Source organism: Rhodococcus baikonurensis, assembly GCF_040489275.1.
Taxonomy (GTDB): Bacteria; Actinomycetota; Actinomycetes; order Mycobacteriales; family Mycobacteriaceae; genus Rhodococcus_F; species Rhodococcus_F baikonurensis.
On the sequence record NZ_JBEUOQ010000004.1, the window covers coordinates 343,439 to 356,675 of the forward strand.

Here is a 13,237-nt window from a genome sequence, read left to right on the forward strand (position 1 = left end):
TACGATCGATACGGACTCAGACCGAAGGGTATCGAAAAATGCTGACCACCACACCTACCGTGCCGGACGAACGCGCCTGGCAAGAACTAGTCGACGCACTGACCCGTCGCCAATTCGGCATCGGAGCCGGGCTGGCAGCAGTAGCAACAATTCTGTCGTCCTGCAGTTCCAGCGATGGTTCAAATGCCCCTGATGATGCTCAAATGCGCACCGTCACCACGCCGTTGGGAACTTACGACATACCGACCAACCCCAAGCGGGTCTTGGCCGTCGACGCCCGAACCGACCTCGAGCTCGCCATTGCCCTCGAACTACCGGTCTTCGGATACAACATCTCACCCGCCACCGAGTGGGTTCCCATCGACGGCTCGGCCGAATACCTCAGCGACAAGCCCAATCTGGAGCAGATCCTCGGACTCGCACCCGATCTCATCATCTGCGTCAACGCCGACAACGAGTACTGGCCCGCTGCAAAGCTTCAAGCCATCGCTCCTGTCCTGACGACCGAATCGAAGCAAACGTGGCGGGAGAACCTAACCCGCCTCTCCGATTGGTTGGGTCGAACACCCACCATGGATCGCCTGAACACCGACTACGACGCTCTGATCACCGACATTCGCTCTCGACACGCTTCGGCGATCGCGGGAAAGACCGTCGCAAGCTTGTCCTACAGTCCGGACAAGGCCACGATCTACATCGACAGCCTTCCCGTGTCGGAGGAAACTGGCAAGAAGAATCGCCAACCCACCGACATGACGCTCGCCGACATCGGCGGAAGAACTTTGAACACAACCGGTTTCGACAATCAGGGACGGCTGAGCATCGAGGAGATGGATCGCCTTCGCGATTGCGACGCGTTCATGGTTTCCGTCACCGACAGCAGCGACACCACCTTCGATCAGCTCTCGGACAACAAGTTGTGGCAACGACTTCCAGCCGTGCAGTCCGGGAACGTCACCGTTCTGCACGGCAGTACGTACTACGGATCCATCTACACCAACACGTACGTCGCCAAAGGCTGGGACGAACTCTATTCGACGCTCGACTAGTCGGACTTGTTCGTAGAGATGCCGGCTGCTCCCGAGCGGTCGGCATTTCACGTTTCGAGGTCGATACCCAATGCTCCGGAGAGGGTCCGCAGACAGATCACTCTCAACTCTTCCTGCGGTATCGAAGGTTGATCGAGCCAGTCGAGGCAGACGGCCCGGACGAAAGCGATCCATCCCCGCACTGCGACGGCAGCGATCTGTCTTTTTTCGCCCTCGAATTCCAGTGCGTCGAGGATTCGAATCTGCTGCTGTTCGAGTTCCCGTTCGACGATCGCTCGGATGCCGGCCTCGGCTGAGAGCGTGCCCACGTTGATGGCGCGCACTCCCCTGCTGTGCGACTTCACGTACGCGAAGTACGCATCCAACCCGGCTGCCACTTGTTCGCGCACCGGCAGCGACGCGTCGGGTGCGGTCACCTCGAGCAGGTGCTGCGATTCGCGCTCGACGATTGCGGCGAAGAAGTCTCGCTTGGTCGGAAAATAGTGGTACATCAACCCTCGCGAGACGCCCGCAATCTCGGCAACCTCTTCGATCCACACGTCCTCGTACGAGCGGTCGGCAAAAAGTTGCGCGCCGATGTCGAGCAACTGCGTGCGCCGCTGCTCTCGGTCCAGGCGTTTTCGTGGTGCAACCATAGGCAAGTCAGATTACTACTTGACACCGATTCAGTAAGGCGTACTTTGCGTACTAGACACCAATTCAGTAAGCGATCTCACCCGGGGGACACATCATGAGCGTCGACACCACTCCAGAGGCGACGACCGATGCTCGGATCCCGCATCCGGCGTGGCGCCTGCCAGTTCTCGGCGACGTCCTCGGGATCAACATCCGGACGCCTCTGCAGAACTCCGTGAGCATCGGCCGAGAACTCGGGCCGATCTTCGAAAGAAACGTCCTGGGCAATCGCTTCGTCTTCGCCTCGGGCGCGGACATGGTGGCAGAACTGTCCGACGAGTCCCGGTTCGCGAAACACCTCGCACCCGGGGTCAAAGCGCTACGCGGAATCGGCGGCGACGGACTGTTCACGGCGTACAACCACGAGCCCAACTGGGGCAAGGCGCACAATCTCCTGGCACCGGCGTTCAGCCAGACTGCGATGCGCTCGTACCACCGCACCATGCTCGACGTGGCCGGCGAGTTGGTCGACCACTGGGACAGTCGTGAAAGTGACTCCCCCGTCGACGTCTCCGCTGACATGACCAAGCTGACACTGGAGACCATCGGACGCACTGGATTCAGCTACTCGTTCGACTCTTTCGAACGTGAAGAGCAGCATCCGTTCGTCAAGGCGATGGTCGGCGCACTCTCCCATTCACAACGCACGACGTTCCTGAAGTCGACCGCCCTCGGGCGAGTGCTCGCTCGTCGCGCTGATCAACGTGACGAGGTCCGCAAGGCGTACATGGCCGAGGTTGTGGACGAAGTGATCCGTGCCCGGCGGACAAGTACCGAACCGGGGCCTGAAGATCTCCTCGAACTGATGCTGCGGGCGGCACGCGAAAACGATCCCAACCGTATCGACGAACTGAACATCCGCCACCAGGTCGTGACCTTCCTTGTCGCCGGACACGAAACCACCTCCGGCGCATTGTCGTTCGCGCTCTACTACCTCTCGCAAAACCCTGAGGTGCTGGCCAAGGCTCGAGCCGAGGTCGACAAGGTGTGGGAGGGTGAGGAACCCGCCTTCGAGAAGATCGCGAAACTTCGATATGTGCGACGCGTCCTCGACGAATCGTTGCGTCTGTGGCCGACCGCTCCCGCCTACGGCCGCGCGGCACTCGAAGACACCACGCTCGTCGGCAAGTATCCGATGAAGAAGGGTGATTGGATGCTCGTCCTCATCCCCTCACTTCATCGCGATCCGGTGTGGGGCAACGATCCCGAGGCGTTCGATCCGGATCGATTCTTGCCCGCCAACATCAAAGCCAGGCCGGCGCACGTGTACAAACCCTTCGGGACCGGTGAACGTGCCTGCATCGGAAGACAATTCGCCATTCACGAAGCGGTCCTCGTATTGGGCACCATCTTGCAGAAATATACGATCGAAGCTGATCCGGCTTACGAGTTGAAGGTAGCCGAACGGCTCACCCTGATGCCCGAAGGCTTCAACTTGACGGTCCGCCGACGCTGACCTCGGAAAACTGCGCCGAGTAAGTCGGTTGAACAGTCCCGAATGCGGTAATCCCAGTTGGCAGCAGCAAGCACCGGCGCACTCTGGGAGTTCACATGGCAAAGAGGCCTGCAGTTGGAATCGTTCTACTCTCGGCGGCATTGGCCACGGGAGCGTGCTCGGCAAGCGTCGGGACGCCGCAAGTGGACAAGTCCGAAGTCGCAAGTCAGATCTCCACTCAACTCGCGGAGAAGATCGGCGAGCCACCCGACGACGTGACGTGTCCGGAGAACCTCGACGCCGAAGTCGGCGCATCGATCACGTGCATCCTGACCGAGCAGGGCACCGAATACGACGTCACAGCTACCGTGACCAGCGTTGACGGTGAAAGTGCGAACTTCGATATCAAGGTCGCGGATGTGCCGAACAACTAACTGCTGTGCGCCTTTATTAACCGCCCGCGGTTAATAAAGGCGCACAGCAAGGCGTCAGAGCCGCTCGATAATCGTCGCGTTCGCGGTGCCGCCACCTTCACAGATGGTCAGCAGGCCGTAACGACCGCCGGTGCGCTCGAGTTCGTTGAGCAGCGTCGCCATCAGCTTGGTACCGGTCGCGCCGAGCGGGTGGCCGAGTGCGATCGCGCCGCCGTTGACGTTGACCTTGGCCGGATCTGCGCCGATTTCCTTGATCCAGGCCAGGACGACCGGGGCAAAAGCTTCGTTGATCTCGACGAGGTCGATGTCCTCGATGCTCAGACCGGCCTTCGCGAGAGCATGCTTCGTGGTCGGGATCGGCGCGCTGAGCATGAAGATCGGGTCGTCGCCGCGAGCGCTGAGATGATGAATCCGGGCGCGGGGCTTGAGGTTGTACTTCTCCACCGCTTCCGCCGACGCCAGCAGCAGCGCACTCGCGCCGTCGGAGATCTGGCTTGCCACCGCTGCGGTCATGCGACCGTCTTCGACGAGAACCTTGAGCGTCGCCATCTTTTCGAGGCTGGTCTCGCGGGGTCCTTCGTCGACGGTCGCGTCACCCATGGCGACGATCTCGTTGTCGAAACGACCCGCGGCGATTGCAGCCTTGGCGCGCTCATGGCTCTGCAGTGCCCACTTCTCGAGCTCTTCGCGGCTGATGTCCCACTTCTCGGCGATCATTTCGGCGCCCTTGAACTGCGAGACTTCCTGGTCACCGTAACGCTCGGTCCAACCGACCGAACCCGAAGTCGGCGTGTCGAATCCGTACTGTTGACCGACGATCATCGCTGCCGAGATCGGAATCTGGCTCATGTTCTGAACGCCGCCGGCAACGATCAGATCCGCGGTGCCCGACAGGATGGCCTGAGCACCGAAGTGCACTGCCTGCTGGCTCGAACCACACTGACGGTCGACCGTCACACCGGGTACGTGCTCCGGGAATCCCGCTGCGAGCCAGGACATGCGGGCGATGTTGCCGGCCTGGCCGCCGATGGCGTCGACGCAACCGAAGATCACGTCGTCGACGTCACTGGGATCGATACCGGTGCGCTCGACCAGTGCCTTGACGACGTGCGCACCGAGATCGATGGGGTGCACGCCGGACAGCGCGCCGCCCCTCTTGCCGATCGGTGTTCGAATGGCGTCGACGATGTAAACCTCGGACATAGCGTTAGCTCCTAGTTTCGTTGTGCAGCAATAGTTCTTGAAGTTGATTCAGCAATAGCGTCTGAAGTTGTTGCCGGATCGGATAGCCCGTCGAGCACGATCGCGAGATATTGAGCCGCGACGGCGTGAGCCGAGAGGGATCCACCCGGGCGGTACCAGCGAACCGCGACCCACACGGTGTCGCGCATGAAGCGGAAGACCAATTCGACGTCGATGTCGGACCGGAAGGTCCCGTCCGCGACGCCGGCTTCGAGGACGCCGACCCACAGGTCCCGGAACTCGGTGTTGCGCTCGGCCAGGTAAGCGAAGCGCTCGTTCCCGACGAGGTGCTTGACCTCGTCCTGGTAGATCGCAACAGCCGAATGTGAGGCGTCGATGGCCTCGTACGAAGTCACGACCAGAGCTTCGAGCGTCGCGCGACTGTCCAACCCCGCCGCGACGATCTCGCGGTATTTTCCGAAGAGTTCGTCGAGGAACTGGTGCAGGATCTCGTCGACCATCGACTCCTTGGAATCGAAATGGTGATACAAACTGCCGGAGAGGATCCCGGCGGCGTCGGCGATATCGCGGACCGTCGTCGCGCGCACTCCGCGATCGGCGAACAGCCCGGCCGCGATCTCGAGCAGTTCGTCGCGGCGCCCTGACTTGCCGGTTGATTCGTCGGAATTTCGAGGTGGCGTCATGTATTCAATCCTATCCAGGGCCCTCCCCTGTGCGCGGTCAGCGAGTCCAGGGACTCCTTAACCGCGCACGGGGACGCTAGGCCCTCTGCGAAGAAACGGAGACGATCTCGCCGGTCATGTAGGTGGAGTAATCGCTGGCGAGCATCGCGATGACCGTTGCAATCTCCCAGACCTCCGCGGCGCGGCCGTAGGCCTCACCGGAAGCCAACTGGTCGAGCAGTTCCTCGCTGGTGACCTTCGCCAGAAACGCATGACGCGCAATGGAGGGCGAGACCGCGTTGATCCGGACTCCGTACTCCGCTGCTTCGATGGCGCTGCACCGAGTCAGTGCCATGACGCCGGCCTTGGCTGCGGCGTAGTGCGCCTGAGAATGCTGCGCCCGCCAACCCAGAACGGACGCGTTGTTCACCAGAACACCGCCGTGCGGAACGCTCTTGAAGTACCGCAGCGCGGCGCGCGTCGAACGGAAGGTGCTGTTGAGGGTGATGTCGAGAACGCGATCCCACTGATCGTCCGTCATGTCGACGACGGGAGTCTCACCGCCCAGGCCTGCGTTGTTGACGACGATGTCGATACGCCCCAGCTTCTCGGCCGCGCCGACGAACAGCGCGTCGACCTGCTCGGTGCTGGACACGTCGCAGATGATCGACTCGACCTGCTGACCGGGGAATTCGGCCTTCAGCTTCTCCACCGTCTCCCCGAGCCGGCGCTCGTGGAAGTCGGAGACGAGAACATCGCCGCCCTCGAGAAGCACCCGGCGTGCAGTCGAGAAGCCGATGCCGGTTCCGGCTGCGGCGGTGATGATCGCCTTCTTGCCCGCGAGCAGTCCGTGGCCCGGGGTTTCCTCCGGCGCAACGGAAAGCGGGGACGCGGCTTTGGTGTCAGACATTAACGAGCCTCTCGGGGAAGACCGAGCACGCGCTCGGAAATGATGTTTCGCTGAATTTCGTTGGAGCCGCCGTAAATCGTGTCGGCGCGGGTGAAGAGGAAGAGGCGCTGCCACTCGTCGAGCTCGAGATGCTCGGGATCGGTGATGTCCGAGGCATTGCCTTCGGAATCGGCCCACGGTGCAACCAACGACGACGCACCTTGCACGTCCATCGCCAGCTGTCCCAGATCACGATGCCAGTTGGCCCACAACAGTTTTGCGACGGACGCCTCTCCGCCACCGGTTCCGGCGTCGACCGCGTCGAGAGTACGCATCGCGTGGGCGCGCATCACGCGCAGTCCGACCCACGCGCGGGCAATCTTTTCGCGGATGTGCGGATCCTGTTCACTGCCATTGGCTTTCGCCAGGTCGACGACGCCTTGGAGCTCGCGGGCAAATCCGATCTGCTGTCCGAGCGTGGACACACCGCGCTCGAAGGTGAGCAGCCCCATCGCGATCTTCCAGCCCTCGCCGGGTTCCCCGACCACGAGATCGGCGTCGGTGACGGCGTCGTCGAAGAAGACCTCGTTGAACTCCGATGTGCCGGTGAGCTGCTGAATGGGCCGAACTGTCACACCGGGCTGATCCAACGGGACCAGCAGGAAGCTCAACCCCTGGTGACGCTTGGAGCCCACCTCGGTGCGGCAGACCACGAAGCACCACTGCGCGACGTGAGCGAGTGAGGTCCACACCTTCTGGCCGTTGATGATCCACTTGCCGTCTTCGAGGCGCGCGGTGGTGGAGACGTTCGCGAGGTCGGAACCGGCGCCGGGCTCGGAGTAGCCCTGCGACCACAGTTCGCTGACCGTGTTGATGCCAGGAAGGAATCGGCGCTTCTGCTCGTCGGTGCCGTACGCGATCAGCGTCGGGCCGAGCAGCTCTTCACCGATGTGGCTGACGCGAGCGGGCGCACCGGCCTTCGCGTACTCCTGATGGAAGATGACCTGCTGGGAGATGCTTGCTCCCCGCCCGCCGAACTCCTTCGGCCACCCGAGGCACGTCCACCCCGACGCTGCGAGGTGCTTGTCCCACTCGAGTCGTTGCTCGAAGAACTCGTGCTCACTGCCGGGGCCGCCCTTACCCTTGAGCTGGGCGAATTTGCCCGTCAAGTTCTCGGCCAACCACTGCGCGACCGTGGCCGCAAACTCGTCGTCCGTCATCTGCCCGTCCGGGCTCTCGCTCTGGTCCACATATGTAAGATAACCTACCAAGCACTTGCTAGGTAGCGTGTCAGGTAGGAGTCCAGTGACCGAACAACCGAGAACCATCCCATCAGCCCTCATCCGGGCCGCCGAGGAGTTCGGTGAGCGCGCGGCTATCGCCGATGGCGACACCCGACTGACCTTCGCACAGCTACATCAGCGCGTCCGCGATTTCGCCGGCGCACTGATCAACCGCGGGGTGAAGGCAGGCGACCGCGTCGTCATCTGGTCGCCCAACACGTACCACTGGGTGATCGCCCTGCTCGGCGCTCAGTACGCCGGAGCAGCCATCATCCCGATCAACACCCGATACACCGGCACGGAAGCGCTCGACATCATCGAGCGCGTCGACGCAGCTGCCCTGGTGGTCGTCGGCACGTTCCTCAAGACCGATCGGTACCAGCAGTTGCTCGACGCCAACCCGGACCTGTCGATCCCCACCGTCATCCAGGTACCGATCGACGGGAACGACGACCGTGACGGCGTCATCGAGTTCGAGGACTTCCTCGCGCTCGCCACCGACGCCGCTCGCACCGAAGCCGACGCGCGTGCTGCGAAGGTACAGCCCGACGACGTCAGCGACATCCTCTTCACCTCCGGCACCACGGGACGCAGCAAGGGTGCGATCACCGCGCATCGTCAATCCATCGCCGTCGCGAAGTCGTGGGGTGAATGCGCCGAGGTCACCGCCGACGACAACTTCCTCATCATCAGCCCGTTCTTCCACACCTTCGGCTACAAGGCCGGAATCCTGGTCTGCCTGTTGAACGGTGCGACGATCGTGCCGGTGTCCGTCTTCAACATCGACGACACCCTCGCGCTGGTCAACAGCGAGAAGATCAGCATCCTGCCGGGCGCCCCGACGATCTACCAGACCATCCTCGATCACCCCCGCCGCAGCGAATACGACCTGTCCTCGCTCCGCATCGCGATCACGGGCGCAGCACCCGTGCCGGTTGCTCTCGTCGAGCGCATGCAGGCAGAGCTTTTCGACGCCGTCCTCACGGCATACGGTCTGACCGAAGCCGTGGTTGCGACCATGTGCCGCACCGACGACGACCCGGTCACCGTCTCCACCAGTTCCGGCCGCGCGACAGCCGATTTCGAGGTCAAGATCGGCGATCAGGGTGAGATCCTGCTTCGTGGACCGAACGTCATGCTCGGGTATCTCGACGACCCCGAATCCACCGCCAAGGCAATCGACGCCGACGGCTGGTTGCACACCGGAGACGTCGGAACCCTCGACGAGCGTGGGTATCTCGACATCACCGACCGTCTGAAAGACATGTACGTCAGCGGCGGATTCAACGTCTACCCCGCCGAGATCGAGGGCATGTTGGCTCGCCTGCCCGGCGTCCACGAGTCTGCCGCCATCGGCATCCCCGATCACCGGATGGGCGAGGTGGGCCGCGTCTACATCGCCCAACTCGACGGTGCCGACCTCACCGAAGAGTCGGTGATCGCCTTCCTCAAGGAGAAGATCGCCGGCTTCAAGGTGCCCCGCGAAGTACGCTTCGTCGATCACCTGCCCCGTAACCCTTCAGGCAAGGTCCTCAAAACGGTTCTGCGCGAGGAACAGTCATGACCGTTCCTTTCGAAGCCGACGTCGTGACCTACGAGGTTCGTGACTCGGTCGCCGTCGTGACGTTGAATCGCCCCGACTACCGCAACGCCCAGAACTCGGTCGTGACGTACGCACTCGACGCGGCTTTCCAGCGCGCCGTCGAGGACGACGACGTGAAAGTGATCGTCCTGGCAGGCAACGGACCTCACTTCAGCGCCGGACACGATCTGGGAACTCCGGGACGCGACCATCACGTCGAGTACGAGAACAAGGCCACCATGTGGTGGGATCACGTCGACAAGCCCGGCGGTGACCAGCGTTTCGCCCGCGAGATGGAGGTCTACCTGGGCATGTGCCGCCGTTGGCGGGAGATCCCCAAGCCCACCATCGCGATGGTGCAAGGCGCCTGCATTGCCGGTGGGCTCATGCTCGCCTGGGTCTGCGACATGATCGTCGCGGCCGACGACGCCTTCTTCTCCGATCCCGTTGTCCGCATGGGCATCCCCGGCGTCGAATACTTCGCGCACCCGTGGATGGTCGGTTCACGTTTCGCGAAGGAAATGCTCTTCACCGGCGATCGCTTCACCGCGCAACGCGCCTACGAAATCGGCATGGTCAATCGCGTCGTCGCCCGCAAGGATCTCGAGAAGGAGACGTTCGAGCTCGCCGGACGTATCGCCGAGATGCCGCGCTTCGGACTGGCTTTGACCAAGAAGGCCGTCAACCAGTGCGAAGACCAGATGGGGATGCGCAACGGCATCGACTCCGTCTTCGGTCTGCATCACTTCGCTCACGCTCACAACGCCGAGGTCGGCAAAGACTCGCTTGGTGGTCTCGACGCCAAAGCCATGGCTGCCAGTGCTCGCGCACCGCAGGAAGGAACAAACTAGTGGATCTCGTATTCGACGACGCCACAACCGCATTCCGTGACGAGGTCCGCTCGTTCCTGGAAGCGAATGTGCCCGCGACTCCCCTGAAGTCGATGGATACCGCCGAAGGCTTCGAAGAGCACCGTCAGTGGGAGCACACTCTCGCCGACGCCGGCTACGCCGTCGTCTCCTGGCCCAAGAAACTCGGCGGACGCGATGCGTCCCTGCTCGAATGGGTCATCTTCGAGGAGGAGTACTACCGCTCGGGCGCGCCCGGCCGCGTAAGCCAGAACGGCATCTTCTTGTTGGCTCCCACACTGTTCGAGCATGCAAATGCCGAGCAGTTGGCTCGCATCATGCCGCGCATGGCTCGTGCCGACGACATCTGGGCCCAGGCCTGGTCCGAGCCCGAATCGGGTTCCGACCTCGCCAGCCTGCGTTCGAGTGCGAAGAAGGTCGACGGGGGCTGGCTGCTCAACGGTCAGAAGACGTGGAGCTCACGCGCAAGCTACGCGGACTGGGGCTTCGGCTTGTTCCGCTCCGATCCGGATGCGCAGCGCCACAAGGGCATCACGTATTTCATGTTCGACCTCCGATCGAAGGGCGTCACCGTTCGCCCGATCGATCAGCTCGACGGCGAGCCCGGCTTCGCCGAGATCTTCCTCGAAGACGTCTTCGTTCCGGACGACCCGGCCAACCCCGGCGAGTCGGGTGTGATCGGCAACGTCAACGAAGGTTGGCGCGTCGCGATGAGCACCGCGAGCAATGAGCGCGGCCTCTCGCTGCGCAGCCCCGGCCGTTTCCTCGCCACCGTCGACCGCCTGCTCGAGCTGTACAAGTCCAGCGGACGAACCGACGACAGCGCTCTGCGTAACCAGGTTGCCGACGCCTGGATCGGTGCACGCGCCTACCAGCTCAACACTTTCGGTACCGTCACCCGTCTCACCGACGGTGGACAACTCGGCGCCGAGTCCTCGATCAACAAGGTCTTCTGGTCCGAGTGGGATATCGCCACCCACGAGACCGCTCTCGAACTGCAGGGCCCGGAAGCCGAGCTGGCCGACAACTGGATGGACGGATACCTGTTCTCCCTGTCCGGCCCGATCTACGCAGGCACCAACGAGATTCAGAAAAACGTCATCGCCGAGCGTCTGCTCGGCCTACCGAAGGCGGACCGATGAGATTCGCGCTCGACTCCTCCCACCAGGACTTCGCTGCAAGCATCGATGCACTGCTGACCAAGTCCGACATGCCCTCCGTCATCCGCTCGTGGAACGACGGTGACACCGAGCCGGGCAAGAAGCTCTGGCAGCGCCTTGCCGAGACCGGTGTCAACGGCCTCGTCATCTCCGAAGAACACGACGGACTCGGCGCCGACGCCGTCGACCTGGTCGTTGCTCTCGAACAGCTCGGTCGGCACGCAGTACCCGGACCGGTTGTCGAAACGATCGCCGTGGCACCGACGCTCCTGGCTTCCGTTGCACCGGAACGTCTCTCTGCTCTCGCCGAGGGTTCGCTGGCAACCGTCGCCGCTCCCCCACACACACCGTTCGCGCTCGATGCCGATGCGGTGGATCTGGTTCTGCTCGTGCAGGACGGCTCCGTATCACTCGGCGTCCCTGGCGAAGCCAAGGCATCGGTGGATCTCTCCCGCAAGCTCTACGAGGTTTCTGCCGGCGAATCGCTGGGCTCCGCCGACTTTTCGGCCGCCTTCGACATGGGCGCGCTTGCCACTGCCGCGCAGTTGCAGGGTCTCGGCCAGACACTGCTCGAGGTCACCACCGAATACGCGAAGCAGCGCAAGCAGTTCGGCAAGGTCATCGGACAGTTCCAGGCAATGAAGCACCACCTGGCCGAAGTTGCCGTCTCCCTCGAAATGGCTCGCCCCCTGCTCCACGGTGCCGCTCTGTCGGTTCGCGATCAGTCGGCCGACGCTTCCCGTGACATCTCGGCGGCCAAGGTTGCGTGCGGGGATGCTGCGTACAAGGCCGCTCGCGTCGGACTTCAGGTTCACGGCGCCATCGGCTACACGATGGAACACGATCTCTCCTTGTGGCTCACCAAGGTACGAGCACTGCTCACCGCGTGGGGCACACCGTCCGAGCACCGCGCACGCGTCGTCGAAGCTCTGGTTGCATCATGAGCATCGACACCGAAGACCAGGCAGCACTGCGTGCGTCGGTACGCGATCTCCTGAGCAAGCATTCCGACTCCGCTGCCGTCCGCGCTGCCATCACCACAGAGATCGGCTACGACGCCGCCCTGTGGAGCAAGCTGTGCGAGCAGATCGGCGTCGCCGCGCTGGCGATTCCCGAGGAGTTCGACGGCGTGGGAGCAGGTTTGGGGGAGGTACACGTGGTCCAGGAGGAACTGGGCCGCACGCTGACCCCGTCACCGATGCTGGGTTCGGCGATTCTTGCCGCACAGGCACTGCTGCTTTCCGGTGACAACGACGCATGCTCGCGCCTGTTGCCCGGTGTCGCATCCGGCGAGAGCACGCTGGCTTTGTGCTGGGCAGGTGCCACAGGTTGGAGCACCTTCGGCGTCGAGGCAACCGAGGATGCGTTGACAGGCACGGCGTCGTACGTCCTCGACGGCCACGTCGCAGACACCCTGCTCGTTCTGACAGCCGACGGGTTCTACGAAGTGGATCCCGCGGCCGAGGGCGTCTCCCGCCGACGCGTCCCCACCATGGATCCCACGCGAACGCTGGCAGAGGTCACGTTCTCCGGTGTTCGCGGTCGTCCACTGCAGTGGTCCGAAGATCTGGTCGATCGCATCCGAACCGTCGTTCTGATCGCGTTGTCCGCGGAGCAGGTCGGAGCGGCCGCGGCGATCGTCGAACAGACCGTCGAATACACGAAGTCGCGCAAGCAGTTCGGCCGCGCGATCGGTTCCTTCCAGGCCCTCAAGCACCGGATGGCCGACATGTACACGTTGGTCGAGACGGCGCGGTCGATGACGTACGCCGCCGTGGCGACGCAGTCGGCGGACGACGCGGCGGTAGCGAAGGTGTACTGCTCGGAAGCGTTGCAGCAGATCACCTCCGAAGCGGTTCAGTTGCACGGCGGAATCGCGATCACCTGGGAGCACGACGCTCAGCTGTACTTCAAGCGTGCACACGGCAGTGCTCAGCTCTTCGGTCAGCCGAGCACCTACCTGCCGAGCCTCGCTCGGGCCGCGGGTCTCTAAGAC

General features: G+C 63.0%; 13 protein-coding genes. 8 read left to right on the top strand and 5 right to left on the bottom strand.

Translation table 11 applies throughout. The annotated features are described in order from the left end of the window. Positions 1-38 precede the first annotated feature (38 nt). A complete protein-coding gene (locus tag ABWI03_RS12375; protein ID WP_298779151.1) occupies positions 39-1,049 on the top strand; it encodes an ABC transporter substrate-binding protein in 1,011 nt (336 codons plus the stop codon). A gap of 47 nt (positions 1,050-1,096) precedes the next feature. Here ABWI03_RS12375 and ABWI03_RS12380 read toward each other — a convergent pair whose 3' ends face one another. Next, positions 1,097-1,684 (bottom strand): TetR/AcrR family transcriptional regulator, encoded by a 588-nt coding sequence (locus ABWI03_RS12380; protein ID WP_124568848.1) that lies wholly within the window; start codon positions 1,682-1,684, stop codon positions 1,097-1,099. Positions 1,685-1,779: 95 nt separating this feature from the next. On the opposite strand from ABWI03_RS12380, the gene ABWI03_RS12385 reads away from it, so the two are divergent. Together ABWI03_RS12385 and ABWI03_RS12390 are read left to right on the top strand one after the other, a co-directional pair. Continuing rightward, positions 1,780-3,180 carry a cytochrome P450 gene (locus ABWI03_RS12385; protein WP_283376571.1) on the top strand — a complete coding sequence of 467 codons (1,401 nt, stop codon included), beginning with the start codon at positions 1,780-1,782 and terminating at the stop codon, positions 3,178-3,180. Positions 3,181-3,275: 95 nt separating this feature from the next. Further along, on the top strand, positions 3,276-3,593 hold the full coding sequence (locus tag ABWI03_RS12390; RefSeq protein WP_124568850.1) for a DUF4333 domain-containing protein: 318 nt from the start codon (positions 3,276-3,278) through the stop codon (positions 3,591-3,593). Between the two features lie 54 nt (positions 3,594-3,647). On the opposite strand, the gene ABWI03_RS12395 is transcribed toward ABWI03_RS12390, so the two are convergent. The 4 genes from ABWI03_RS12395 to ABWI03_RS12410 form a co-directional block, all read right to left on the bottom strand. Continuing rightward, a complete protein-coding gene (locus ABWI03_RS12395) occupies positions 3,648-4,796 on the bottom strand; it encodes an acetyl-CoA C-acetyltransferase (RefSeq protein ID WP_298779147.1) in 1,149 nt (382 codons plus the stop codon). Between the two features lie 11 nt (positions 4,797-4,807). Next, the gene (locus tag ABWI03_RS12400) at positions 4,808-5,479 is read right to left on the bottom strand and encodes a TetR/AcrR family transcriptional regulator (RefSeq protein WP_095970970.1); all 672 of its coding nucleotides are present in this window, start codon (positions 5,477-5,479) and stop codon (positions 4,808-4,810) included. A gap of 76 nt (positions 5,480-5,555) precedes the next feature. After that, positions 5,556-6,368 carry an SDR family oxidoreductase gene (locus tag ABWI03_RS12405; protein ID WP_003945582.1) on the bottom strand — a complete coding sequence of 271 codons (813 nt, stop codon included), beginning with the start codon at positions 6,366-6,368 and terminating at the stop codon, positions 5,556-5,558. Further along, the gene (locus tag ABWI03_RS12410) at positions 6,368-7,597 is read right to left on the bottom strand and encodes an acyl-CoA dehydrogenase family protein (protein WP_298779143.1); all 1,230 of its coding nucleotides are present in this window, start codon (positions 7,595-7,597) and stop codon (positions 6,368-6,370) included. The genes ABWI03_RS12405 and ABWI03_RS12410 overlap by 1 nt, the downstream gene beginning before the upstream one ends. A 55-nt stretch (positions 7,598-7,652) precedes the next feature. Here ABWI03_RS12410 and ABWI03_RS12415 point away from each other — a divergent pair, with 55 nt between their 5' ends. From ABWI03_RS12415 to ABWI03_RS12435, 5 genes are read left to right on the top strand one after another with little or no spacing between them, the layout of a single operon-like run. After that, complete coding sequence (locus tag ABWI03_RS12415) at positions 7,653-9,194, top strand: FadD3 family acyl-CoA ligase (RefSeq protein WP_298779140.1); 1,542 nt, start codon at positions 7,653-7,655, stop codon at positions 9,192-9,194. After that, the gene (locus ABWI03_RS12420) at positions 9,191-10,063 is read left to right on the top strand and encodes an enoyl-CoA hydratase (RefSeq protein ID WP_019746945.1); all 873 of its coding nucleotides are present in this window, start codon (positions 9,191-9,193) and stop codon (positions 10,061-10,063) included. Before ABWI03_RS12415 ends, ABWI03_RS12420 begins: the two co-directional genes overlap by 4 nt. Further along, complete coding sequence (locus ABWI03_RS12425) at positions 10,063-11,223, top strand: acyl-CoA dehydrogenase family protein (protein WP_298779137.1); 1,161 nt, start codon at positions 10,063-10,065, stop codon at positions 11,221-11,223. The genes ABWI03_RS12420 and ABWI03_RS12425 overlap by 1 nt, the downstream gene beginning before the upstream one ends. Further along, on the top strand, positions 11,220-12,185 hold the full coding sequence (locus ABWI03_RS12430; protein WP_124568853.1) for an acyl-CoA dehydrogenase family protein: 966 nt from the start codon (positions 11,220-11,222) through the stop codon (positions 12,183-12,185). The genes ABWI03_RS12425 and ABWI03_RS12430 overlap by 4 nt, the downstream gene beginning before the upstream one ends. Beyond that, positions 12,182-13,234 (top strand): acyl-CoA dehydrogenase family protein, encoded by a 1,053-nt coding sequence (locus ABWI03_RS12435; RefSeq protein WP_298779132.1) that lies wholly within the window; start codon positions 12,182-12,184, stop codon positions 13,232-13,234. The genes ABWI03_RS12430 and ABWI03_RS12435 overlap by 4 nt, the downstream gene beginning before the upstream one ends. Positions 13,235-13,237 lie beyond the last annotated feature (3 nt).

Excerpts from the sequence above, each read along its gene's own strand:
- ABWI03_RS12380 (WP_124568848.1), bottom strand. The coding sequence starts at position 1,684 with ATGGTTGCACCACGAAAACGCCTGGACCGAGAGCAGCGGCGCACGCAG.
- ABWI03_RS12390 (WP_124568850.1), top strand. The coding sequence starts at position 3,276 with ATGGCAAAGAGGCCTGCAGTTGGAATCGTTCTACTCTCGGCGGCATTG.
- ABWI03_RS12420 (WP_019746945.1), top strand. The coding sequence starts at position 9,191 with ATGACCGTTCCTTTCGAAGCCGACGTCGTGACCTACGAGGTTCGTGAC.
- ABWI03_RS12405 (WP_003945582.1), bottom strand. The coding sequence starts at position 6,368 with ATGTCTGACACCAAAGCCGCGTCCCCGCTTTCCGTTGCGCCGGAGGAA.
- ABWI03_RS12430 (WP_124568853.1), top strand. The coding sequence starts at position 11,220 with ATGAGATTCGCGCTCGACTCCTCCCACCAGGACTTCGCTGCAAGCATC.
- ABWI03_RS12395 (WP_298779147.1), bottom strand. The coding sequence starts at position 4,796 with ATGTCCGAGGTTTACATCGTCGACGCCATTCGAACACCGATCGGCAAG.
- ABWI03_RS12435 (WP_298779132.1), top strand. The coding sequence starts at position 12,182 with ATGAGCATCGACACCGAAGACCAGGCAGCACTGCGTGCGTCGGTACGC.
- ABWI03_RS12400 (WP_095970970.1), bottom strand. The coding sequence starts at position 5,479 with ATGACGCCACCTCGAAATTCCGACGAATCAACCGGCAAGTCAGGGCGC.
- ABWI03_RS12375 (WP_298779151.1), top strand. The coding sequence starts at position 39 with ATGCTGACCACCACACCTACCGTGCCGGACGAACGCGCCTGGCAAGAA.
- ABWI03_RS12385 (WP_283376571.1), top strand. The coding sequence starts at position 1,780 with ATGAGCGTCGACACCACTCCAGAGGCGACGACCGATGCTCGGATCCCG.